Annotated in this window: 25 protein-coding genes; 13 read left to right on the forward strand and 12 right to left on the reverse strand. The window is 67.9% G+C overall.

Annotated features, from left to right (window positions below; all coding sequences use genetic code 11):
• Positions 1-48: 48 nt before the first annotated feature.
• From U858_RS0116020 to U858_RS0116030, 3 genes are all read right to left on the reverse strand, one after another.
• Positions 49-996: a hydroxymethylglutaryl-CoA lyase gene (locus U858_RS0116020; RefSeq protein WP_025138158.1), complete on the reverse strand. Its 948-nt coding sequence runs from the start codon at positions 994-996 to the stop codon at positions 49-51.
• Complete coding sequence (locus U858_RS0116025; RefSeq protein WP_025138159.1) at positions 993-2,186, reverse strand: CaiB/BaiF CoA-transferase family protein; 1,194 nt, start codon at positions 2,184-2,186, stop codon at positions 993-995. Before U858_RS0116025 ends, U858_RS0116020 begins: the two co-directional genes overlap by 4 nt.
• Positions 2,187-2,318: 132 nt before the next feature.
• Positions 2,319-3,215 (reverse strand): LysR substrate-binding domain-containing protein, encoded by an 897-nt coding sequence (locus U858_RS0116030; RefSeq protein WP_025138160.1) that lies wholly within the window; start codon positions 3,213-3,215, stop codon positions 2,319-2,321.
• 201 nt (positions 3,216-3,416) lie between these two features.
• Between U858_RS0116030 and trmB the strand changes: the two genes are divergently transcribed.
• The 5 genes from trmB (at position 3,417) to lysM (ending at position 6,402) form a co-directional block, all read left to right on the forward strand.
• Positions 3,417-4,187, forward strand: coding sequence for a tRNA (guanosine(46)-N7)-methyltransferase TrmB (gene trmB / locus U858_RS0116035; protein WP_025138161.1), 771 nt, complete (start codon positions 3,417-3,419; stop codon positions 4,185-4,187).
• Entirely contained in the window at positions 4,187-5,128 is a 942-nt protein-coding gene (gene pip, locus U858_RS0116040) for a prolyl aminopeptidase (RefSeq protein WP_025138162.1), read from the forward strand. The genes trmB and pip overlap by 1 nt, the downstream gene beginning before the upstream one ends.
• 10 nt (positions 5,129-5,138) lie before the next feature.
• Complete coding sequence (gene thiS, locus U858_RS0116045; RefSeq protein ID WP_025138163.1) at positions 5,139-5,339, forward strand: sulfur carrier protein ThiS; 201 nt, start codon at positions 5,139-5,141, stop codon at positions 5,337-5,339.
• Between the two features lie 252 nt (positions 5,340-5,591).
• On the forward strand, positions 5,592-5,909 hold the full coding sequence (locus tag U858_RS0116050; protein WP_025138164.1) for a hypothetical protein: 318 nt from the start codon (positions 5,592-5,594) through the stop codon (positions 5,907-5,909).
• A gap of 46 nt (positions 5,910-5,955) precedes the next feature.
• Positions 5,956-6,402 carry a peptidoglycan-binding protein LysM gene (gene lysM, locus U858_RS0116055; protein ID WP_025138165.1) on the forward strand — a complete coding sequence of 149 codons (447 nt, stop codon included), beginning with the start codon at positions 5,956-5,958 and terminating at the stop codon, positions 6,400-6,402.
• A gap of 125 nt (positions 6,403-6,527) precedes the next feature.
• Here the strand turns inward: lysM and ffh are convergent, their stop codons facing one another.
• Positions 6,528-7,934, reverse strand: coding sequence for a signal recognition particle protein (ffh, locus tag U858_RS0116060; RefSeq protein ID WP_025138166.1), 1,407 nt, complete (start codon positions 7,932-7,934; stop codon positions 6,528-6,530).
• 106 nt (positions 7,935-8,040) lie between these two features.
• On the opposite strand from ffh, the gene U858_RS0116065 reads away from it, so the two are divergent.
• From U858_RS0116065 to U858_RS0116080, 4 genes are all read left to right on the forward strand, one after another.
• The gene (locus tag U858_RS0116065; protein ID WP_025138167.1) at positions 8,041-8,883 is read left to right on the forward strand and encodes an inner membrane protein YpjD; all 843 of its coding nucleotides are present in this window, start codon (positions 8,041-8,043) and stop codon (positions 8,881-8,883) included.
• 1 nt (position 8,884) lies between these two features.
• The gene (locus U858_RS0116070) at positions 8,885-9,151 is read left to right on the forward strand and encodes a PP0621 family protein (RefSeq protein WP_025138168.1); all 267 of its coding nucleotides are present in this window, start codon (positions 8,885-8,887) and stop codon (positions 9,149-9,151) included.
• A gap of 121 nt (positions 9,152-9,272) precedes the next feature.
• Entirely contained in the window at positions 9,273-9,851 is a 579-nt protein-coding gene (ampD, locus tag U858_RS0116075; RefSeq protein ID WP_025138169.1) for a 1,6-anhydro-N-acetylmuramyl-L-alanine amidase AmpD, read from the forward strand.
• Between the two features lie 18 nt (positions 9,852-9,869).
• Entirely contained in the window at positions 9,870-10,490 is a 621-nt protein-coding gene (locus U858_RS0116080; protein ID WP_025138170.1) for a glutathione S-transferase family protein, read from the forward strand.
• Positions 10,491-10,496: 6 nt separating this feature from the next.
• Here U858_RS0116080 and U858_RS0116085 read toward each other — a convergent pair whose 3' ends face one another.
• The 7 genes from U858_RS0116085 to U858_RS0116115 all read right to left on the reverse strand — a co-directional run bounded on the left by U858_RS0116085 (position 10,497) and on the right by U858_RS0116115 (position 18,190).
• Positions 10,497-11,456, reverse strand: coding sequence for a tripartite tricarboxylate transporter substrate binding protein (locus U858_RS0116085; protein ID WP_025138171.1), 960 nt, complete (start codon positions 11,454-11,456; stop codon positions 10,497-10,499).
• Positions 11,457-11,487: 31 nt separating this feature from the next.
• Entirely contained in the window at positions 11,488-12,921 is a 1,434-nt protein-coding gene (locus tag U858_RS0116090; RefSeq protein ID WP_029953957.1) for an FAD-binding oxidoreductase, read from the reverse strand.
• Positions 12,918-13,883: a 2-hydroxyacid dehydrogenase gene (locus tag U858_RS0116095; RefSeq protein ID WP_025138173.1), complete on the reverse strand. Its 966-nt coding sequence runs from the start codon at positions 13,881-13,883 to the stop codon at positions 12,918-12,920. The genes U858_RS0116090 and U858_RS0116095 overlap by 4 nt, the downstream gene beginning before the upstream one ends.
• Positions 13,880-14,557, reverse strand: a complete 678-nt coding sequence (locus U858_RS0116100; RefSeq protein WP_025138174.1) for an RraA family protein — start codon at positions 14,555-14,557, stop codon at positions 13,880-13,882. The genes U858_RS0116095 and U858_RS0116100 overlap by 4 nt, the downstream gene beginning before the upstream one ends.
• 53 nt (positions 14,558-14,610) lie before the next feature.
• Positions 14,611-15,585 carry a tripartite tricarboxylate transporter substrate binding protein gene (locus tag U858_RS0116105; RefSeq protein ID WP_025138175.1) on the reverse strand — a complete coding sequence of 325 codons (975 nt, stop codon included), beginning with the start codon at positions 15,583-15,585 and terminating at the stop codon, positions 14,611-14,613.
• Between the two features lie 101 nt (positions 15,586-15,686).
• Positions 15,687-16,709 carry an NAD(P)-dependent oxidoreductase gene (locus tag U858_RS0116110; RefSeq protein ID WP_025138176.1) on the reverse strand — a complete coding sequence of 341 codons (1,023 nt, stop codon included), beginning with the start codon at positions 16,707-16,709 and terminating at the stop codon, positions 15,687-15,689.
• Between the two features lie 5 nt (positions 16,710-16,714).
• Positions 16,715-18,190, reverse strand: coding sequence for an aldehyde dehydrogenase (locus U858_RS0116115; protein ID WP_025138177.1), 1,476 nt, complete (start codon positions 18,188-18,190; stop codon positions 16,715-16,717).
• Positions 18,191-18,282: 92 nt separating this feature from the next.
• Between U858_RS0116115 and U858_RS0116120 the strand changes: the two genes are divergently transcribed.
• Positions 18,283-19,233, forward strand: a complete 951-nt coding sequence (locus U858_RS0116120; RefSeq protein WP_025138178.1) for a LysR family transcriptional regulator — start codon at positions 18,283-18,285, stop codon at positions 19,231-19,233.
• A gap of 14 nt (positions 19,234-19,247) precedes the next feature.
• Here U858_RS0116120 and U858_RS0116125 read toward each other — a convergent pair whose 3' ends face one another.
• Entirely contained in the window at positions 19,248-20,066 is an 819-nt protein-coding gene (locus U858_RS0116125) for an IclR family transcriptional regulator (protein ID WP_025138179.1), read from the reverse strand.
• Positions 20,067-20,319: 253 nt separating this feature from the next.
• On the opposite strand from U858_RS0116125, the gene U858_RS0116130 reads away from it, so the two are divergent.
• Genes U858_RS0116130 through dgoD form a run of 3 tightly spaced genes read left to right on the forward strand, consistent with a single transcriptional unit; the run spans position 20,320 to position 23,155 of the window.
• Positions 20,320-21,360 carry a 2-dehydro-3-deoxygalactonokinase gene (locus U858_RS0116130; protein ID WP_025138180.1) on the forward strand — a complete coding sequence of 347 codons (1,041 nt, stop codon included), beginning with the start codon at positions 20,320-20,322 and terminating at the stop codon, positions 21,358-21,360.
• On the forward strand, positions 21,357-22,010 hold the full coding sequence (locus U858_RS0116135) for a 2-dehydro-3-deoxy-6-phosphogalactonate aldolase (protein ID WP_025138181.1): 654 nt from the start codon (positions 21,357-21,359) through the stop codon (positions 22,008-22,010). Before U858_RS0116130 ends, U858_RS0116135 begins: the two co-directional genes overlap by 4 nt.
• Positions 22,007-23,155: a galactonate dehydratase gene (dgoD, locus tag U858_RS0116140; RefSeq protein WP_025138182.1), complete on the forward strand. Its 1,149-nt coding sequence runs from the start codon at positions 22,007-22,009 to the stop codon at positions 23,153-23,155. The genes U858_RS0116135 and dgoD overlap by 4 nt, the downstream gene beginning before the upstream one ends.
• Positions 23,156-23,188 lie beyond the last annotated feature (33 nt).

The raw sequence follows: 23,188 nt of genomic DNA on the forward strand, positions 1-23,188 counted from the left end.
GGCGACAAGCGCCGCCTGCTATGGCGCGGCCGCGGGACGGCCGCCGCATTACGGTGGAAATCGTTCAGCCAGCCACGCGGGTGCCGCGTGCGTCGCCAGGCGTGGGCCGGCTTGCAGCAAGGCGTTGGACAAGTCCCGTTGCACCAGGGCAGGCAAGCCGCGCACGATGGCCATCAGGGGTTCCAGCGATACGCCGGTGTCCACGCCCATGCAGGCGAACATATGCACCAGTTCTTCGGTGTTGACGTTACCGCTGGCGCCCGGCGCGTAGGGGCATCCGCCCAAGCCGCCGGCCGCGGCGTCGAAGCGGGTAATGCCGGTCTGCCAGGCGGCCATCGCGTTGGCCAGGGCCATGCCGCGCGTGTTGTGCAGGTGCACGGTCAGCGGCACGCCGGGCAAGCTCGTGAACGCCTGTTCGCACAGCGCGGCCACTTGCGTGGGAAATGCCATGCCCGTGGTGTCGCACAGCGTGATGCCGGCGGCGCCCGCATCCACCAGGCGCGCGGCCAGGTCCAGCACCTGGCCAGCCGCGACATCGCCGTCGAACGGACAGCCGAAAGCGGTGGACAAGGAGACGTTGCACGGCGTGCCGGTCTGCGCGGCCGCGGCCAGCACCTGCGACAGTTCGGCATAGGACTGGTCGCGCGTCATGCGCAGGTTGGCGCGGTTGTGGGTTTCGCTGCACGACATGACGAGATTCATCTCGTCGGTGCCGGCTTCCAGCGCGCGTTCCAGCCCGCGGATGTTGGGCACCAGCGCGGTGTAGATCACGCCGGGCTGGCGGCGGATGCGGCGCATGACGTCGGCGGCGTCGGCCAGGGCGGGAATGGCCTTGGGCGAGGTGAAGCTGGTGACTTCGATGCGCGCGAAACCGCAGTCGGACAGGGCGTCGACCAGGGCGACCTTGTCGTCGGTGGCGACCAGGGCTTTTTCGATCTGCAGGCCGTCGCGAGGGCCGACTTCGTTGATTTCTATCTGGGCGGGGCCGGCGTTCATGCGATGACTCCCTTGGCGCGCAGCGCGTCGCGTTGTGCATCCGTCAGGCCCGCCTGCGCCAGCACGGTGTCGGTGTGTTCGCCCAGGGTGGGCGCGCGCTCGCGCACCGCGCCGGGATGGGACGACAGGCAGGGGAAGACGGCCGGCATTTCCACGGCGACGCCGGCCGCGGATTCGACGGTGGTGATGGCGTTGCGGGCGCGGTAGTGCGGGTCGGCGGCGATGTCGGCCACGGAATAGATACGCCCGGCAGGCACGTCGGCTTCGCGCATGGCGGCCAGCACGTCGTCGATGTGGCGGGTGTGCGTCCAGGCGCCGATGGCCGCGTCGATCTCGGCGACGCGCCGCGCACGGCCGTCGTTGTGCGCCAGGTCCGGGTCCTGCCCCAGGTCGTTGCGGCCGATGCGGGCCATCAGGCGGGTGTAGATGGCGTCGCCATTGCCGGCGATGAGCACATAGCCATCTGCGCAGGGATAGGCGTTGGACGGCGCGATGCCGGGCAACGCGGCCCCGGCAGGTTCGCGCACGGCGCCGAACACGGAATATTCCGGCAGCAGGCTTTCGCTGAGGTTGAACAGGCTTTCGTACAGCGCGGCGTCGATCACCTGCCCCACGCCGCCGCGCGCATCGCGCTGGTACAGCGCCAGCATCACGCCCAGCGCGCCGTGCAGGCCGGCGATGGTATCGCCCAGCGACAGGCCGGCGCGCACCGGGGCGCGGCCAGGTTCGCCGTTCAGGTAGCGCAAGCCGGCCATGGCTTCGCCGATGGCGGCAAAGCCGGGTTCGCGCGACTTGGGGCCGGTCTGGCCGTAACCCGAAATGCGCAGCATGATCAGGCGGGGGTTCAATTCATGCAGGGCTTCCCACGACAGGCCCCATTTTTCCAGGGTGCCGGGGCGGAAGTTCTCGATCAGCACGTCGGCCTGCCGGGCCAGCAGGCGCACGATGTCCTGGCCTTCTTGCTGGCGCAGGTCCACGCACACCGACTGCTTGTTGCGCGACTGCGCTTCCCACCATACGGACGTGCCTTCGTGCAGCAAACGCCATTTGCGCAGCGGGTCGCCCTGCCCCGGCGGCTCGATCTTGATGACCTGCGCGCCAAAGTCCGCCAGCGTCTTGGCGGCGAACGGCCCTGCTATCAGTTGGCCCAGCTCCAGCACGCGGATGCCGGCAAGAATCTGCCCTGCCATTTCGCCTCCCTGGCGACACTCGATATCAATGGACGGCAGTGTGCGCGCAAAGCGGCGGCGGGCGGAATGGACAATCCGGGAAAGGGGCATTCCCGGAACGAGAAACCCCGGGCAAACCCGCAACCGCAGGAATCAGCTGTCGCTGCGCAGATGCGCCAGCAGCAGGCGGGCCGCCACGGTCAGCGTGTCGGCATCGCGCACGCCCAGCAGCAGCCAGCGGCGCGCCCACTCGTCGGTCAGGGGAATCAGCTTGATCGGCATCGAGCGCGCATGCGGCTCGGCGGCGATGCGCGGCAGGATGCCCACGCCGCGGGTGGCCGACACCATGCGGCAGATGGCATCGAAGCTGCGCACCTGGATGCGCAGGCGTATCGCCCGGCCCAGGCGTCCGCTTTCGTCGGCCAGGCGCGTGGCCAGCGACGTGGCGGGCGGCAGGCCGACGTAGTCGTAGGCCAGCGTATCGGCAAAGGCTACCTGGGGTTCACCGGCCAGCGGATGGCGCTGCGGCACGATCAGCACCAGTTCGTCCAGGCGGTAAGGAAAGGTGGCCAGGCCGTCGGCCGGAGTGCGGTCGGCAAACACGCCGATATCCGCGCGGTTTTCCAGCACGGCGGTGACGATGTCGCTGCTGTTCTGCTCTTCCAGGTCGATGCGCACGGCCGGGTGGCCGTCCATGAAGGCGGCCAGGTCTTCGGGCAGGAATTGCGTCAGCGACGAGGTATTGGCGGCGATGCGCACCTGGCCGCGTACGCCCTGGGCAAAGTCGGACAACGCGCCGGCCATCTGTTCCACTTCCTGCAGCACGCGCAGCGCATGGACCAGGCAGGCCTGGCCGGCGTCGGTCAGTTCCACCCCGGCGGCGTTGCGGTACAGCAGCGCGGTGCCCAGCGCGGCCTCCAGGTCGGAAATCCGCTTGCTGGCCGCGCCCACGGCCAGATGCGACTGGCGCGCGCCGGCCGAAATGCTGCCCTGGCGTGCCACGGACACAAACAGGGAAAGCGTGACGAGGTCGAAGCGGGCAACGTTCATGAAAAGAAACCGGGGCGGCGGGCGCCGTGCAGGGAACCAGGCAGGGAACTATAGCCGCATCGCCGGAGCGATTCGGGATAAATATGTCCCCATTTTTATCACCCTGGGCCGCGGCAGCCGGGCTGGGCTGCCACTACAATTCCCCCCATGACTACGAACAAGCCCGCGGACACCCCCGCGAACAACTCCGCGACCACGCCTGTGAACACCCCCGCAACACCCGCCGGCGACGCCGCCGCCGCGCCCATTTCCCCGGAAACGCAGGCCGCGCTGGCCAGCACCTCGCACGCGCCGAACAGCCCCGGCGCCACCCACATCCGCAGCTTCGTGCACCGTCGCGGCCACATCACCCAGGGCCAGCTGGCCGCGCTGGAGCGCCTGATGGGCCAATGGTCCATCCCGTACGCGCCGCGCCGCCTGGACCCCGCTGCCACCTTCGGCCGCGCGGCGCCGACGGTGCTGGAAATCGGCTTCGGCATGGGCGAGACCACCGAGAAGATCGCGCTGGCCCGCCCTGGCGACAATTTCCTGGGCGTGGAAGTGTTCAACGCCGGTGTGGGCTCGCTGCTGCGCCGCATTGAAGATTCCAGCATCCCGAACCTGCGCATCATCCAGCACGATGCCGTCGAGGTCGTGCGCGACATGATTGCGCCTGATTCCCTGGCCGGTGTGCACATCTATTTCCCCGACCCCTGGCCCAAGAAGCGCCACCACAAGCGCCGCCTGGTGCAGCCGCCGTTCATCGCGCTGCTGGCCAGCCGCATCGCCCCCGGCGGCTACATCCATTGCGCCACCGACTGGGAAGAATATGCGGCGCAGATGCTGGAAGTGCTGGGCAACGAACCCCTGCTGCAAAACACCGCGGACGGCTACGCGCCGCGCCCGGACTACCGCCCCCTGACCAAATTCGAGACACGCGGCCTGCGCCTGGGCCACGGCGTCTGGGACCTGATCTTCAAGCGAGTCGCCTGATGCTCTATCCGTCGATTGAACCCTACCGCCACGGCTTCCTGGATACCGGCGACGGCCACCAGGTCTACTGGGAACTCTGCGGCAATCCGCAGGGCAAGCCGGCGGTGTTCCTGCATGGCGGGCCAGGCAGCGGCTGCTCGCCGGTGCATCGCCAGCTGTTCGACCCGCAGCGCTACAACGTGCTGTTGTTCGACCAGCGCGGTTGCGGCCGGTCGACGCCGCATGCCAGCCTGGACAACAACACCACCTGGCACCTGGTCGCCGACATCGAACGCCTGCGCGCCGAAGTGATGGGCGCCGACAAATGGCTGGTGTTCGGCGGCTCGTGGGGCTCGACGCTGTCGCTGGCGTATGCAGAAACGCATCCGGACCACGTCAGCGAACTGGTGCTGCGCGGCATCTTCGCGTTGCGCCGCGCCGAGATCGACTGGTTCTACCAGGAAGGCGCGTCGTGGCTGTTCCCCGACCGCTGGGAAGAGTACCTGGCGCCCATCCCCGAAGCCGAGCGCGGCGACCTGGTCACGGCGTATCACAAGCGCCTGACCGGTGCGGACCCCGTCGAGCAGTTGCGCGCGGCCAAGGCCTGGAGCAAATGGGAAGACAGCACGATCACACTGTTGCCCAGCCCGCGCCACCAGCAAAGCCACGCGGCCGACCGCGCCGCGCTGGCCTTTGCCCGCATCGAGAACCACTATTTCGTCAATGCCGGCTTCATGGAAGAAGGCCAGCTGATCCGCGACGCCCACAAGCTGCGCGGCATTCCCGGCACCATCGTGCAGGGCCGCTACGACACCTGCACCCCCATGCGCACGGCCTGGGACCTGCACCGCGCGTGGCCGGAAGCCGACTTCCATATCGTGCCCGACGCGGGCCATGCCTTTGACGAACCCGGCACGCTGGCGCGCCTGATCGCGACCACCGACGCCTACGCAAAACGCTAAGGAGACCAGCATGCACATCACCCTGAACGGAGACGCTCGCGAGTTCCCGCTGGACACCACGGTGAACGAACTGCTCGACACCCTGGGCTACGCCGGCAAGCGCGTGGCGGTGGAACGCAACGGCGAGATCGTCCCCAAGAGCCAGCACGGCCAGACCGCGCTTGCCGACGGCGACCAGATCGAGATCGTCGTGGCAGTAGGCGGGGGCTGAACGCCCCAGGCCAAGATCCCTTGGATGTCGACAAAGGGCTGCAGCGATGCAGCCCTTTTTTGTTGCGGCCAGGCCGACGCAGTGGCTCGCATTCTTGCGTAACCTGACAAGGGGCTAGCAACCTGTTACACGTTAACCCCTCGTCTCGCGGCGACAGAGGGGGTCATAATCGTCGTTGCTGGCGTTGTCGTCGTACGGTTGTCGTGTTGTTGTTCTAGCGTTGCACATTGCCCCACGGGCAGAGGAGGCATCATGAACACCGCGGTCATCATTAACCTCATCATCCAGCTTGTCGCCGGCGCAGCCGGGGGCAATGGCCTGGGCAAGATGCTTCAGCAATTCACGCTGGGGCCCCTGGGCAACACGATCGCGGGCGCGATCGGCGGCCTGGCCGGCGGGTCCTGGCTGGCCCCGATGATCACCGCCGGGGCCGGCGCCATGGCGGCGGGCAACAGCGGCATGGATCTTTCCGCCATTGCCAGCAGCGTGGTCGGCGGCGGCGTGGGCGGGGCGGTACTGACGCTTATTGCCGGCGCCGTGCGCAAGATGCTGGTCGGCCGCACGTCCTGACAGCAATTTCTCTTTTTCTCACCGCAACATAGATAAAGGAAACACTATGGGTCTGCTCAATTTCATCAAGGATGTTGGGGAAAAGCTCTTCGGCGCCAGCGAAGCCAAGGCGGCAACGGCGGACGAACTGAAGAAAGAACTGGATAAGCACGGCCTGAACGCCGACGGCCTGCAGATCACCGTGGACGGCGACAAGGTCACGGTCGCGGGCGAAGCCGCCAGCACCGAAGCCGCCGAGAAGATCTCGCTGGCGCTGGGCAACACCGTCGGCGTGGCCGCGGTGGACAACCAGTTGAAGGTCAAGCAGGCCGCCCCCGAAGCCAAGATGTACACGGTGCAGAAGGGCGACAACCTGTGGAAGATCGCCGAAGCGCAGTACGGCAAGGGCCAGGGCGCCAAGAACACCCTGATCTTCGAGGCCAACAAGCCGATGCTGACCAGCCCCGACAAGATCTATCCGGGCCAGGTGCTGCGCATTCCGCCCCTGTCGTAAATCAGAACAGCGAACAAGCCGGCTGCGCCTTTGCAGTGGTCGGCTTGCATCGCGGCGCAGAACCCCCTGCCGCCGCGATCACTTGGCCAGACGCAACGTCTGGCCATTTTTTTTGCGCGGCCCCATCAGCCCTTCATGAAGCGGCCCATGCCCTTCATGCCGCCCATGGCGCGCATCATCTTGGCCATGCCGCCCTTTTTCATCTGCTTCATCATGCCCTGCATCTGTTCGAACTGGGCCAGGAGGCGGTTGACCTCTTGCACGGGCACGCCCGACCCCGCAGCGATGCGGCGCTTGCGCGAGGCCTTGATGAGTTCGGGCTTGGCGCGTTCGGCGGCGGTCATGGAATTGAGGATGCCTTCGGTGCGGCGCAACTGCTTTTCAGCCTGGCCGCCCTGCAGCTGGCCGGCGGCCTGCTGGAACTGGGCCGGCAGCTTTTCCAGCAGCGAACCCATGTCACCCAGCTTTTTCACCTGGCCGAGCTGGTCGCGGAAGTCGTTCAGGTCGAACTTGTTGCCCGACTTGATCTTGGCCGCCAGCTTTTGCGCTTCGGCGATGTCGATGTTCTTTTGCGCCTGCTCGACCAGGGAGACGATGTCGCCCATGCCCAGCACGCGCTGCGCCATGCGCTCGGGGTAGAAGGGTTCGAGCCCGTCCAGTTTTTCCGAGACGCCGACGAACTTGAGCGGCTTGCCGGTCACGTGGCGCACCGACAGGGCCGCGCCGCCACGGGCGTCGCCGTCTAGCTTGGTCAGCACCACGCCGGTCAGCGGCAGGGCCTCGGCAAAGGCGCGGGCGGTGTTGACCGCGTCCTGGCCTTGCATGGCGTCGACCACGAACAGCGTTTCGATCGGCTTGACCAGGTCATGCAGGGCGCGGATTTCGCGCATCATGGCTTCGTCGATGCCCAGGCGACCGGCCGTGTCCAGGATCAGGACGTCGTAGTGGTGGCGGCGGGCATGGTCGACCGCGTTGCGGGCGATGTCTTCGGGCTTCTGGCTGGGGTCGGACGGCAGGAAATCGACGCCGACCTGGGCCGCGACGCTTTTCAACTGGTCGATAGCGGCCGGACGATAGACGTCGGCGGACACCACCAGGACCTTTTTCTTGCCGGTCTTGCGGCCATGCTGGGTGTGCTGGCCTTCGGACAGCCAGCGAGCCAGCTTGCCGGTGGTGGTGGTTTTACCGGCGCCCTGCAGGCCGGCCATCAGGATGACGGCGGGCGGCTGCACAGCCAGCGACAGTTCGCCGGAATCGGCGCCCAGGTCGCCGCCCATGAGAGCGGTCAGTTCCTTGTGGACCACGCCCACCAGGGCCTGGCCGGGGCTGAGGCTGCCGGCGACTTCTTCGCCCAGCGCCTTTTCCTTGACCCGGGCGACGAATTCGCGCACCACGGGCAGCGCCACGTCGGCCTCAAGCAATGCCATGCGCACTTCGCGCAGCATCTCTTGCGTGTTGGCCTCGGTCAGGCGGGCTTCGCCGCGCAGCGTCTTGACGACGCGCGAAAGGCGTTGAGTTAGGTTATCGAGCATGAGAGGCGTTTCCGCTTAAACTAGCTGATTGAACGGTGGCCGCAGGCGCGGATTCTGCGCTTTCCGGTGGTATGCACCCCAAGGCCCCATCCAGACAACGGTTTCTATGTCACTAGGCATTGTATTTCACACAGCGGCTGCCTTGGCGTACGCAGTGCTGGGAGGCTCCCTTTGGGTGCGCCTGGCGGGCGCCGGAGAAGTCGAGCACACGGGCAAAATCGCCCGGGCGTGCCTGCTGGGGGCCCTGGTTTTGCATGGAATCGGGCTGCAACAATCCATGCTGGGGGCCCCGCACCTGTTCATAGGGTGGGCACTGGCGCTGTCCGCCGCCGTGTGGCTGGGCCTGGTGGTGTTTTGGCTGGAAAGCCTGCTGGTGCGCATCGACGGCCTGCAATTGCTGCTGTTGCCCGCCGCCACCCTGGCCAGCGGCCTGGCGGCCCTGTTTCCCCAGGGGCAGTTCGTGCCCCATGCCGACAACCCCTGGCTGCGCGTCCACCTGCTGATCGCCCTGGCGGCCTACGGCCTGATCACCATCGCCGCCCTGCACGCCATGATGATGGCCCTGCTCGACCGCCATCTGCACCGCCCCCTGGACGCCCCCGCCGAACGCAGCATCATCGGCCGGGTGCTCGATTCCCAGCCGCCGCTGCTGGTGCAGGAACAACTGCTGTTCCGCATCATCTGGATCGGTTTCGTGGTGCTGACGCTGGCCGTGGGGTCGGGGTCGGTGGCGTCCATGAAGCTGACCGGCATGATCCTGCCGTTCGACCATAAAACGGTGTTCACCCTGCTGTCCTGGCTGACCTTCGGGGTGCTGCTGGCCGGACGCCACATCTGGGGCTGGCGCGGCCGCGTGGCCCTGCGCTGGACCCTGACGGGTTTCGGGTTCCTTATCCTGGCCTATACCGGCAGCCGGTTTGTGCTGGAAGTCATTCTGCATCGAGGCTGACGTGGGCAAGCTGCTGTTCTGGATAGTCGTCATCATCCTGGTGCTGTTCGTGGCCCGCATCGCCGGCCGCATGGCCGCCGCCCGCCAGGCCCCGCCCCCAGGCGCCAAGCCGCGCCCCGCGGCCGGCCAACCCGCCCCCGGCGCCCCCGAATCCATGGTCCGCTGCGCCCACTGCGGCATCCACCTGCCGCGCTCGGAAGCGCTGCTGCAAGGCGGCCACACCTGGTGCAGCGCGGAACACGCGCGGCTGGGGCCGGCAGCGAAATAGGACGGAAGGGGCTGGTTGGGGTCTGTGTGCGCTGTTTACGCAGGACCAAAACCGCTCCAACCGACCCGCTGCGCCGCGCAGGCATAATGCATGTTGGATACAACATGCATGCTTCCTTCCCATGGCCCTGCTTCTGGATCGACATGGCTGGCTGGCGCCGGCCCCTGGTGTTTCCCGCCTGCCCTCCCCCAACTGCGACGCGCGCCCGCCGGGCACGCAGGTGTCGCTGCTGGTCCTGCACAACATCAGCCTGCCGCCGGGGCAGTTCGGCGGCCCCGAGGTTGCCGGGCTGTTCCTGAACACGCTGGACTACGGCTCGCATCCCTGGCTGGAACGGCTGCGCGGGCTGCGGGTATCGGCGCACTTCTTCATCCGGCGCGACGGCCGCATCGTGCAGTTCGTGTCCACCGACGCCCGCGCCTGGCATGCCGGCGTGTCCAAGTTCGCGGGGCGCGAGCGCTGCAATGATTTTTCGATCGGTATCGAGCTGGAAGGCACGGACACCCTGCCCTACACTGACGAGCAATACGTGGCGCTGCGCAAGCTGACACCAGTGCTGCGCACGCGCTATCCCCTGGCGGCCGCCTGGGGCCACGAGCACATCGCCCCGGGCCGCAAGACCGACCCGGGGCCCGTATTCAACTGGACGCGCTTTTCGCGCGACAGCGGCTTTGCGCGGCGGCAATTGCCGCCCGCCTGACCCTTACAAGGATTCGTTATGTTGAAGATCTGGGGACGCCTGACTTCCGTCAACGTGCAGAAAGTCATGCTGGCGGTGCGCGAACTGGCGCTGCCGCACACATTCATCCAGGCGGGCGGCCCGTTCGGCGTGGTCGACACGCCGGACTACGCCAAGATCAATCCCAACCGCACCGTGCCCGCCATCGACGACGGCGGCTTCGTGCTGTGGGAATCGAACGCCATCGTGCGCTACCTGGCCTCGCGTTACGGCGCCGGCACGCTGTGGCCTGAAGACGCCTGCATGCGGGCCGATTCCGACCGCTGGATGGATTGGCAGACGACCGAATGGCAAGGCGCCATGGGCCCGGCCTTCCTGGGCCTGATCCGTACGCCCGAAGACAAGCGCGACCGCGCCGCCATCGACCTGTCGGTCAAGCGCAGCAACGCCCGCGCCCAGATCCTGGACCAGGCGCTGCAAGGCCGCGAATTCATTGCCGGCCGCCAGCTGACCATCGGTGACATCGCCCTGGTCTGTTCGGCGCATCGCTGGCTGGCCCTGCCCATCGACCGCCCGGACACGCCGGCCCTGTCGGCCTGGTACCGCCGCGTGATGATGCGCCCCGCGCCGCAGGGCGTGCTGACGCTGCCGCTGGAATAAGCCCGCTTATTCGACCCAGGGCGTCTTGGCCCAGATGGCCCGCAGGCGGGTGTCGTCGCCTTTCAGGCGCTCTTGCCATGGCGGGCCGTCCAGGTAGTCCATCTCGGTGAACTGCTGCTTCATCTGGGCCTGGAATTGCGGGTTGGCGGCAACGTTGCCCAAGGCCTTGCGCAGCTTGTCGGCCACGTCCGCCGGCAGGCCCTTGGGCGCCACGATGCCGCGCTCGGATGCAAACACCAGGTTCACGCCCAATTCCTTGAAGGTCGGCACGTCCGGCCCCAGCGGCGACCGTTCGGCGCTGGCCTGCGCCAGTACCCGCATGTTCTTGCCGTGATAGGGCATCACTTCGCCCAGGTTCAACCCGCCGATCACCGTATGGCCGCCCAGCACCGAACTGCGCAGCGGCCCCGCGCCGTTGTAGGGCACGTGGTTCAACTGGGTACCCGTCAGGTTCTGGAACAACACCAGGGCCAGGTGGTCGTCGGTACCCACGCCGGTGGACCCGTAGCTGATGGCGCCGGGCTTGGCTTTCGCCGCGGCGATCAGCGCGTCCAGCGTCTGGTAGGGGCTGTCCGCCGCCACGCTGAAGGCGCTGGGATCGCGCACCAGGTTCGCCAGGTAGGTGAAGTCGTCAGTGGTAAAGCCCGCTTTGCGCTCGATGGGCAGGGACACCAGCCCGGGCATGTTGGTCATCGCCAGCGTATAGCCGTCGGGCTTGGCACGGGCCACGTACGACAGGGCGATGGCGCTGGACGCGCCCGGCTTGTTCTGCACCACCACCGTGGCGCCCAATTCCTTTTCCAGGAACACGGCCAGCGAGCGCGCGGTCAGGTCAGTGCCGCCGCCGGGCGCAAAGCCCACGATCAGTTCGATCGGATGATCCGGCCAGGCCCATGCGGGCAACGCGGCGCACAGCCCCGCAACGGAAAGCGCGGCGCGCGCGACGGTCTTGTTCGAAAAAAACATGCTTGTCTCCTGGGTACTTTCTTGTTTGTGTTTATGTATTGGGGGGATCGGCCGCCAGGACCTTGCCCGGATTCATCAGCCCCTGCGGATCCAGCGCCTGCTTGATGCGTTGCATCAGCGCCAGTTCCACCGCCCCCTTGTAGCGTTGCAGGTCGTCGACGCGGCGCTGGCCGATGCCTTGTTCGGCACTGATCGAGCCGCCCGCCTGGTGCACGCGGTCGTGCACCAGACGCTGGATGTCGGCTTCCCGCGCACCCGGCGGGGGCAACAGGTTGTAGTGCAGGTTGCCGTCGCCCAGGTGGCCGAACACGCGCATCGCGACGCCCGGAAACGCTTGCGCCAAAGCCTGGTCCGTGGCCCGCACGAAATCGGGAATGCGCGAGGCGGCAAGCGAGATATCGTGTTTGACGCACGCATCGGCCTGCGCCAACGCCAACGTGATGCTTTCGCGCAGGTGCCAGAAGGCGTCGCTCTGCGCCTGGGATACCGCCACGACGGCATCGAGCGCTTCGCCGGCCTCCAACGCCGTCGCCAGCACGGTTTCAAGCAGCGTCTGCGCATGCTGTTCGTCTTCGCTGTCGGAGATTTCCAGCAGCGCGCACCAGGCTTTATCGTGCAGCGCCGGAAAAGGCAGGCGTTGCGCTGGAAACGCCCGCACCACCTCGTGCAGGCAGGGCGCCGCCATGACTTCGAATGCGGTCAGCGCCGCGCCGAAGCCCCCGCGGGCGCGTTGCAGCAGGCGCAGCGCCGCGTGCAGGTCTGGCACGACGATCAGGGCGGTGCGCTGCGCCCGCGGCAACGGAAACAGCTTGAGCACCGCGGCAGTGATGATGCCCAGCGTGCCCTCGCTGCCGATATACAGGTCGCGCAAGTCGTAGCCGGTGTTGTCCTTGCGCAGTCCGCGCAGCCCATGCCAGATCTCGCCTTGTGGCGTGACGACTTCCAGCCCCAGCGCCAGTTCGCGCGCATTGCCATAGCGCAGCACCTGCGTGCCGCCGGCGTTGGTGGCCAGGTTGCCGCCGATGGTGCAGCTACCTTCCGCCCCCAGCGACAGCGGGAACAGGCGGCCGGCTTGCCGGGCGGCGTCCTGCACCGCCTGCAACACGCAGCCGGCTTCGACCGTGATGGTGTCGCCATCCAGGTCGACGGCGCGGATGCGATTCAGGCGCACGAGCGACAGCACCACCGCGCCACCGTCCGCGCTCGGCGTGGCGGCCGCCACCTGGCCGGTATTGCCGCCTTGGGGCACCACGGGCACGCCAGCGGCGGCGCACAGGCGCACCACGTGCGCCACCTCGTCGCAGGACCCCGGCCGCAGCACGGCCAGCGCGCGGCCCGTGACGGCCCGGCGCCAGTCGGTCAGGTAGGGTTCGGCATCCGCGCCCGTCAAGACCTGAGCGGCGCCCAGGCAGGCGACCAGATCGGCCAGCAACGTCGCATGGCTTGGCACGCCGGGCGCGGTCATGACTGCCATTCCCGCGCGGCCACCGGCGTCAGCAGCTTGCCGCCTTCCATGAAGGCCGCCACGTTGTCCAGCACCAGTTGTGCCATGGCGGCGCGTGTTTCGCGGGTGGCGCTGCCCACGTGGGGCATCAGGGACACCTGATCGAGATCGGCGAATTCCGTGGCGGGTGTGGGTTCGCGTTCCAGCACGTCCAGGCCGGCGCCGCCCAGTTCGCCCGCGCGCAATGCCGCCAACGCGGCGGCCTGGTCCACCACGCTGCCGCGCGCGATGTTGACCAGAATGCCCTGCGGGCCCAGCGCGCGGATGACGGCGGCGTCGACCAGATGGCGCGTGGCGGGGCCGCCGACGCAAGCGACCACCAGGAAATCCGCCCACTCGGCCAGATCGACCAGGCGAGCCTCGTAGCCGTATGGCGCCTGAGGGCGCGACGTACGGTTGTGATAGCGCACGTCCATGTCGAACCCCGCGCCGCGCCGTGCGATGGCTTCCCCAATGCGGCCCAGCCCCAGAATGCCCAGCCGTTTGCCGGACACCCGCGTGGTCACCGGGAACTGCCCCAGGGTGCGCCACTGGCCGCCCTTCACGTAGCGATCGCCCACGGCCGTGCGGCGGGCGGCAGACAAGAGCAGCGCCCAGGCCAGGTCGGCCACGCAGTCGTCCAGGACATCGGGGGTGACGCTGACGCCGATGCCGCGCCGCGCTGCCGCCTGCAAGTCCAGTGTGTCGTGACCGACGCCCCAGCTGCATACCGCCTGCAAGGCAGGCAGCGCGTCGAACATGGCCTGCGTGAAACCGTGGCGCACCGAAGTGACGGCCACGCGCAGATCGCGCAGCTCGTCGCCGAATGCGGCCAGCCCTTGCGGTTCGCGCCAGGCGGGCAGGACCCGGTAGCGCGACGCCAGTTGCTGGTCAAATTCCGGCCCCAGCGATGCCACCTGGACGATGTCGTAGGCGGCAGTCACGCAGGCGCTCCGGCACGGGCTGGGATGTAGTTCGCGGCAGCGGCGGCTTCGGCGAACGACAGGCCGTCGCGAATGCCTTGTTCCACCCGCGCGTCGGTGTCCTGCGCCTGCTGCGCCGTGGCCAGCACCGCTTCCAGCTGCGCCCGCGGCACCACCACCAGGCCGGTATCGTCGCCCACCACCAGGTCGCCCTCGGCCACCGTCACGCCGCCGATGGTGACGGGCTGGCCCATGGCTTGCAGGCGCAGCCGCGTCTTGCCCGTCAAGGGCGTGACATGGCGAGCCGCCAGCCACAAGCCGGTGGCTTCGATTTCGTCGACATCGCGGCAGGCGCCGTCGATCACCACGCCCGTGGCCTCGCGCCTGGATGCGGCCAGCGAGGCAATGCCGCCAAAGGTGGATATGCAGGCGCCGCCCGCGTCCACCATCAGCACGCGGCCGGGGCCGGTGGCGGCCACCAGGCGTCCCACCGCGAAATCGGCGCGGTCGAAGTCGCCCAGTCCGCCACTGACATGGCGGGCCGTGACGGCAAAGCCGGCAATGCGGCCGTGCCCGCCGCGCCGCGGGATGCCCTGCACCACCCCGGCGATGCCCAGGGTATCCATGGCGTCGGCCCAGGTGCTGGTGCCATAGGCGGCGCAACGCGCCAGCAAAGCGTGTTCGGTAGTGCTCATCTTGCGGGTCTCCTGTCGGGATGGCGCGCTGGCCATCTCGGGATGAACGGGCGTTAATCGATCTGTGCGCCGGAAAGCTTGACGCCCTCGGCCCAGCGCTGCGCTTCGGCGTTGATGAAAGACTGGAACTGCTGCGGCGAAGAGTTGTTCACCTCGCCGCCCATGTCCTGCAGTTTCTTGGTCATCTCGGGCGTGGCGACGATCTTGGCGACGTCGCGATAGATCTTCTCGCGCAGGTCCGCCGGCATGCTCGCGGGCGCGAACAGCCCGAACCAGGTCGCGGCTTCGAAGCCCTTCATGCCGGCTTCGTCCAGCGTGGGCACCTGGCCGATGGCCTGTACCCGCCGCGGATGCGCCAGCGCAATCGCGTGCAACTTGCCCGACTGGATGTACGGCAGCGCCGCCGACAGGGTCACGAACGCCATCTGCACCTGGCCGCCGATCAGGTCAGTCAGCATCGGCGCGTCGCCGCGATACGGCACGTGCACCAGTTTCATGCCCGTCTTGGCCTTGAACAGTTCGCCCGTCAGGTGCTGGGGCGTGCCGTTGCCGGTGGACGCCATGCTCAGGCCCTGCGGCGCGGCCTTGCCGTAGGCGATGAGTTCGGCCAGGTTCTTTACCGGCAGCGACGGCGCCGTCACCAGCACCAGCGGAATCGTCGAGGTCAGCGTCAGCGGCGCGAAGTCCTTGAGCGGGTCGTAGTTCAGCTTCTTGTACAGGCTGGCGCTGATGGTGTGCGCCGCCGTCGTCATGTACAGCGTGTAGCCATCGCCAGGCGCACGGGCCACGGCTTCGGCGGCCACGGTGGTGCCCGCGCCCGGGCGGTTGTTGACGATGACCTGCTGCCCCCAGGCCGCAGGCAGTTTCTCGGCGATCAGCCGCGCAATCACGTCGGTGGCCCCGCCTGGCGGATACGGCACCACCAGCGTCACCGGCTTGTCGGGAAAGCCCGCGGCCGATGCCACGGCGCTGCCCAACGCGAATCCCAGGGCCAGCAGCGCCCCGCCCATGCTTTTCAGCTTCCTCATTGCCTTGTCTCCTTGTGGTGTGCCTGATCGGCACTTTTTTTAAGTGCCCGCGCTCTATGGCGCGGTGCACGGGACTGCACGGGCGCGGCTGGCTCGTAACGTCAGCCGTCGCCTTGCTGCTCGCGCCAGGCCAGAAGGCGCGCCACGCCCTCGGCCATGCCGACCTTGGGCTGCCAGCCGATGTGCTGGCCCGCCAGGTCGTGCGGAATGTGGAACGCGCCGCCCGAGGTCAGGCGCACGGTGCCCGGGGGGTCGGGCTTGATCTCGGGCTGCAGGTCGCTCTTGCAGTAGTCGAGCACCAAGCGCACCAGCTCACCCGTGGTGATGGGCGCGGGACCGGACACGTTCACGGCCACGTCGGTGGCCGCGCTCTGGAACGCCGCGACGTTGGCGCGCGCCACGTCCGAAACGTGCACGAAATGCTTGGTGTCGGTGCCGTCGCCCGGCAGCACGGGGCGTTCGCCCTTGCGCACGCGGTCGTAGGTTTCCATGATGTACAGCGAATTGGCGGCGCGGTAGTGCTGCCGTTCGCCGTACACGGTGGAATAGCGCAGCACCACGTAGTCCAGTCCGGCCTTCTGGTAGTACTGGCGGCACAGCTGTTCGCCCATGATCTTGGACGCGCCGTACAGGATGGCGGCGGGCGGCGCCCCCACGGAATGGAAGGGGCCGTTTTCCACCAGCGCGCCCGCGATACCCGTGCCGTAGCCATACACGGCATTGGACGAGGCGAAGACGAGCTTCCTGACCTTGTTCACGCGGCAGGCTTCCAGCATGTTCTGCGCGCCGCGCACGTTCACGTCGACCGCCTGCCACGGCGTCTGCGCAAAACCCAGCGTCATGTAGGCGGCCAGGTGCAGCACGCCATCCACGCCTTCGGTGGCGGCCAGCAGGTCGGGCAGGCGCATCAGGTCGCCGCGCACCACTTTCACGCGCGGGTTGTCCTGCAGGTGGGCGATGGCTTCGGGCGTGCCGAAGGCGAAGTTGTCCAGCAGGATCACCTCGCGCACACCCGCGGCCAGCAACGCGTCGGCGGTGTGCGAGCCCACCAGGCTGGCGGCGCCGGCGATCAGGATGCGGGAATCGGCCAGCGTCAGGGCCGCATTTTTCTTTTCAGTCGTCATGGTGTTCAGAGTCCCATCGGTTTGTCGTGCATGCCCCAGTACAGGCTCTTGACCTGGCTGTACAGGCGCAGGCCATGCAGGCCTTTTTCGCGGCCGATGCCGCTGGCCTTGAAGCCGCCGAACGGCGTGGCAATGTGCGATTGCTTGTAGGTGTTGATCCAGACCGAGCCCGCTTCGATGTCGCGGGCCACGCGCCAGGCGCGGGCGTAGTCGCCCGTCCACATGCCGGCGCCCAGGCCGAAGGGGATGTCGTTGGCCTGGCGGATCACGTCGTCTTCGTCTTCGAAGGGCAACGCCACCAGCACCGGGCCGAAGATCTCTTCCTGGCAGACGCGCGCCTGGTTGCCCAGGCCGTCGATGATGGTGGGCAGGTAGAACCAGCCGTTGGCCAGCGCGGCCTGCGACGGCGCGGCCCCGCCCACCAGCACCCGGCCGCCTTCCGCGCGGCCGATATCCACGTAACCCGCGACCTTGTCGCGATGGGCGCGCGACACCAGCGGGCCCATCTGCGTGGCAGGGTCGTCCGGCAGGCCGACGCGCACCTGCTGCGTACGGGTCACGAGTTCGTCCATGAAACGCTTGTAGAGGGATTTCTGCACGAACAGGCGCGAGCCGGCCACGCAGCTCTGGCCGGCCGAACCGAAGATGCCCGAAATCACGCCCGCCACCGCGCGGTCCAGGTCGGCGTCGTCGAACACGATGTGGGGCGACTTGCCGCCCAGTTCCAGGCCCACCGGAATCAGGCGCTGGCCCGCGATGCCGCCGATGATGCGGCCGGTTTCGGTGCCACCGGTGAACGACACCATGCGTACGCCCGGATGCTTGACCAGCGCCGCGCCCACGTCTTCGCCATGGCCGGGCAGCACCGTCAACAACCCTTCGGGCAGGCCGGCTTCACTGCACAGGCGTGCCAGTTCCAGCGCCAGCTGCGGCGTTTCCTCGGAGGGCTTGAGCAGCACGGCATTGCCGGCAGCCAGTGCCGGGGCGGCCTTCTGGGCTTCGTTCATGATGGGCGAATTCCACGGCGTGATCGCCGCGATGACGCCGAACGGTTCGGCCAGGGCCATCGAGAAATATTCGCCGCGCGGCGAGGTCATCTCGTTCTGCCAGGTCTCGCACACGGCGGCGTAATAGCGGAAATGCCCCGCCGCGCTGTCGACCATGTTCAGGCATTCTTTCCAGGGCTTGCCACTGTCTTGCATCTGCAAGCGCGCCAGCGGCTCGCGCTCGGCGGACAGGCGCCGCCCGATCTCATACAGGGTGGCGGCGCGCTGGTCGGGGCGCAGCTTGCGCCAGGGCTTGTTCTGGAACGCGTCCCAGGCAATGGCGACGGCGGCGTCCACGTCCTGCGCCGTGGCGCGCGTGACGATGCCGGCAATGCTGCCGTCGGCCGGATTGATGGAGGTGATGACGGCGTCGCCGTCTTGGCTTTGGCGCCAGTTGGCGCCCAAGCGGAAGGGCTTGTGGCTCGATGCGTCCATAACGTCTTGGGTCCGGGAGTTCTTCGGTAGGCGTCATCATCGGCCGGTCGATTATTAGACACAAATAGATATTTTTCTAATATTCTTAGTCTATGGCTATAAATATTAAATACCGGCCGCTCAAGGCCTTTCTGCTGGCGGTGGACTCCGGTTCATTCACGCACGCGGCCAATCAGCTGGGCGTCACGCAGCCGTCGTTCACGGCCCTGATCCAGGACCTGGAAGAAGTGCTGGGCCTGCGCCTGTTCGAACGCACGACGCGCAGCATCAGCCTGACTTCTGCGGGCCAGGACTTCTATGCCCGGGTGCAACGGCCCATCGCCGACCTGGAAGAGGCCTACCGCAGCCTGGCGGACCTGGCGGCCGTGCGGCGCGGCAGCGTTGCGCTGGGCGCCCTGCCGTCAACCGCCCTGGCCTTGCTGCCCGCGGCCGTGGGCACGCTAAGCCGGGCGCATCCGGCCTTGAAAGTGCGCGTCGTGGAAGCGCACAACGATGAGCTGATGGCCATGCTGCGCACCAACCAGATCGAGTTCGCGGTGGGCGCCCTGCCCGAGCCGGTGTCGGACCTGTCTTTCACGCCGATGGCCGAAGACTGCTTCTGCGCCATCTTTCCCGCCGGCCATCCGCTGGGGGATGCGCCGGGGCTGCTGCATTGGCGCGATGTGCTGCGCTATGACCTGGTGCTGCTATCGCAGGGCTCGAACGCGCGGCAGCAGTTCGACCGCGCGGTGCGTGATGAAGTCGGTGCGCCGGTCACCGCGCTGCGCTATGACGTGACCAACATGGGCACCGCAGCCAGCATGGTGCGCCAGGGCCTGGGTGTGAGCGTGCTGCCGCGCCTGGCGTTGCCGGAATTGAATCTGGCGGGGCTGCGTGCCGCCCCGCTGTGCGATGCATCGGCGCGCCGCTACATTGGCCTGCTGCACCGGCGCGATCGCTCGCTGTCGCCTGCCGCGCAGGCGCTGGTCGCGGAATTGGAAAGCGCCATGGAGAACATTGCGCGGCAGCTGTTGCCGCTGCCACCGCTGGCAGGGGCCGCCTGACCCCCGCGCGGCCATCAGCCGCGCGCCACCTTCCAGCCCAGTTCCGCCGAGATATCGGCCGCCGCGCCCTGCACCACGGCGACCATTTCCTGCATGCGGTCCAGCGACATGTACGGCACCGTGCTGGACACGCTGATCGCGGCGACGATGCCGCTGGACGCATCGCGCACCGGCGCAGCCACGCAGCGGATCGACGGCTCGTTGTCTTCCAGGTCGAACGCATAGCCGCGGGCGGCGTAGTCGCGCATGCGGTCGCGGAAGGCTTCCCAGGTCTGACGGCCGCCGGGCGCGCGCGACGACACCGGCGCGCCCACGCGGTGCAGCGCCTTCCATTGCGGTTCGTCGGCATCCAGTAGCAGCGCCTTGCCCACGCCGGTGGCGGCCAGCGGCATGCGATGACCCACGCGCGACCGCATTTCCAGGCCTTTCTTGCCGGGAATCTTTTCCAGGTACAGCACTTCGTCGTTGTCGCGCACCGCCAGGTGGATGGTGTCGCCCGTCTGCGCGGCCAGGCTGTCCAGATAGGGCCGCGCCAGCGTCGCCATGGGAAAGGCTTCACGCGCCTGGAAGCCCAGTTCGATCAGCTTGGGGCCCAGCACGTAACCCACGCCCGCCAATGACCGCAGATAGCGTTCCTGCACCAGGCAGCTGGCCAGCCGGTGCGTGGTGCTGCGCGCCACGCCGATGCGGGCGCAGATTTCCTTCAGGTCGCGCGCGCCGCCCGCCACCGCCTGGATGACGGCCAGGCCGCGCATGAGCGTCTGCGTGCCGGCGGGGGCCGCGGCATCGGGATCGATCGGGGAAGAAGAGGCGGGGGACGGCGAAGCGGTCATGGATACGGCAGATTCAAGAGACGGGCGAAGCGGGATGGCTGCCCGGTATCTTGCCACAGGCGCCTTCCCTATATGTGGGATTTAATTCTATATTTTGAGATTTTTCAAGCGCTGATCTAGAATTTTTCGCACTGCCCGCCCGGCGCGCCAAGACGCCGCCCGCGGGCTCGACGACAACAAGGCCGGCGCGCGCCGCTCCGCATCCCACACGCGGACCGGGCCACGCGGCGGCCCGAGACGAGACAGACACCTGATGACTTCCGGATCGCCTGCCCGCGCGGCGCTGATAGCGCTGGACTGGGGCACCTCTTCGTTGCGCGCCTATCGCCTGGACGGCGCCGGCCGCACGCTGGATACCCGCCACCTGCCCTGGGGCATCATGCGGCTGCCCCAGCCGTTGCAGGATGGCGCAGCCACCGCCAGCACCCAGTCGGGTTTCGAACTGGCTTTCGAACAGGCTTGCGGCGACTGGCTTCGTGCCGAGCCGGCGCTGCCCGTGATTGCCTGCGGCATGGTGGGCAGCGCGCAAGGCTGGCAGGAAGCCGCCTACCTGGACGTGCCGGTCGACCTGCCCCGCATCGGCACGCTGCTGACCCGCATCGACCGCGCGGACGCGACGCCGGTGCATATCGTGCCGGGCCTGATCCAGCGCCACGGCCTGCCCAATGTGATGCGTGGCGAAGAGACCCAGGTGTTCGGCGTACTGTTCGACCAGGCGGGCGGCGGCGCGGACGATGTGCTGATCGGCCTGCCCGGCACGCATTCGAAATGGGTCAACGCGCGCCGCGGCCGCGTCACCCACTTCGATACCTTCATGACCGGCGAGGTCTACGCCGCGCTGCGTGGCCACACCATCCTGGGCCGCACCATGACCGAAGCCCCCGCGCCCGACATGGCCGCCTTCGAGCGCGGCGTGAAAGTGGCGGGCGCCCCCGCTGGCCGCGCCGGTGTGCTGTCGACGATTTTCAGCACGCGTGCGCTGGGGCTGACCGGCGAACTGGCCGGCGCTTCGCAAGCCGATTACCTGTCGGGCCTGTTGATCGGCCACGAAGTCGCGGCTCTGGCCGAGATGCTGCGCCAGCAAGGCGACCTGCCGCGCATCGTGCTGTGCGGCGACGACGCGCTGTGCCAGCGCTACATCCTGGCGCTGCGCCACTACGGCCTGGGCACGCCCGAACAGGCCCGCAACGCCACCGAACGCGGCCTGTGGCACCTGGCGGTCTGCGCCGGGCTGGTGCCCGCCGCCCACGCGGCCCCCTCGACATCGCCTGCATCGAACAAGGAAACGCCATGATCCATCCCGGACTGCAAACCGCCATGGGCCACTGCGGCCTGATCGCCATCCTGCGCGGCATCACGCCTGCCGAGGCCGTGCCTGTCGCCCGTGAACTCTACGCCGCGGGCTTTCGCCTGATCGAAGTGCCGCTGAATTCGCCCGAGCCGCTGGCCAGCATCCGCGCCATGCGCGACGCGCTGCCGGCCGATTGCCTGGTCGGCGCCGGCACGGTGCTCGACCCCAACGACGTCGCCCGCATCAAGGACGCCGGCGGCGAGATCATCGTGATGCCGCACAGCGACCCGGCCGTGATCCGCGCGGCCAAGGCCGCTGGCCTCGCGTCCTGCCCCGGCGTGGCCACGCCCACCGAAGCCTTTGCCGCGCTGGCCGCCGGCGCCGACGTGTTGAAGATGTTCCCCGCCGAACAGCTCGGCCCCGTCGTGCTCAAGGCCTGGCGCGCCGTGATGCGCCCGCCGATCGCGCTGGTGCCGGTCGGCGGCATCACGCCCGACAACCTTTCCACTTACGCCCAGGCGGGCGCCAGCGGCTTCGGCCTGGGCTCCGCCTTGTACAAACCCGGCCTGTCGGCCGCCGAAGTCGGCCAGAACGCGCGCGCATTCATCGCGGCCTGGCAACGCGCCTATCCCGCCCAGGAGACCCAAGCATGAAGATCACCAAGCTCACCACCTACATCGTGCCGCCGCGGTGGTGCTTCCTGAAGATTGAAACCGACGCCGGCATCGTCGGCTGGGGCGAGCCCGTCGTCGAAGGCCGCGCCCACTCGGTGGCCGCCGCCGTCGAAGAACTGTCCGACTACCTGATCGGCAAAGACCCGCGCAACATCGAAGACCACTGGACGGTGCTGTACCGCGGCGGCTTCTACCGCGGCGGGGCCATCCACATGAGCGCGCTGGCCGGCATCGACCAGGCGCTGTGGGACATCAAGGGCAAACACCTGGGCGTGCCGGTGTCGCAGCTGTTGGGCGGCAACGTGCGCGACCGCATCCGCGTGTATTCGTGGATCGGCGGCGACCGGCCGGCCGATACCGCCGCGGCCGCCAAGAGCGCCGTCGAACGCGGCTTCACCGCCGTGAAGATGAACGGCACCGAAGAGCTGCAGTACATCGATTCGTTCGACAAGGTCGAGAAGTGCCTGAAGAACGTGGCCGCCGTGCGCGACGCGGTAGGCCCCAACGTGGGCATCGGCGTGGACTTCCATGGCCGCGTGCACAAGCCCATGGCCAAGGTACTGATGAAAGAGCTGGACCCGTTCAAGCTGATGTTCATCGAAGAGCCGGTGCTGAGCGAGCACTATGAAGCCCTGAAGGAACTGGCGCCGCTGACGTCCACCCCCATTGCGCTGGGCGAACGGCTGTTCTCGCGCTGGGACTTCAAGCGCGTGCTGTCCGAAGGCTACGTCGACATCATCCAGCCCGATCCGTCGCATGCCGGCGGCATCACTGAAACCCGCAAGATCGCGGCGATGGCCGAGGCCTATGACGTGGCGCTGGCGCTGCACTGCCCGCTGGGCCCGATCGCGCTGGCCACCTGCCTGCAGATCGACGCCGGCTGCTACAACGCGTTCATCCAGGAGCAAAGCCTGGGCATTCACTACAACGCCGCCAACGACCTGCTGGACTACGTCAGCAACCGCGAAGTCTTCGCCTATGAAGACGGCATGGTCGCGATTCCGCAAGGCCCGGGCCTGGGCATCGAGGTCAACGAGGAATACGTCAAGGAACGCGCCGCCGTCGGCCACCGCTGGCGCAACCCCGTCTGGCGCCATGCCGACGGCAGCTTCGCCGAATGGTAAGCCGCCGACCCGCACGCCGATAAAAGAGAGAGG

Source organism: Achromobacter sp. DH1f, assembly GCF_000633435.1.
GTDB lineage: Bacteria > Pseudomonadota > Gammaproteobacteria > Burkholderiales > Burkholderiaceae_B > Achromobacter > Achromobacter deleyi.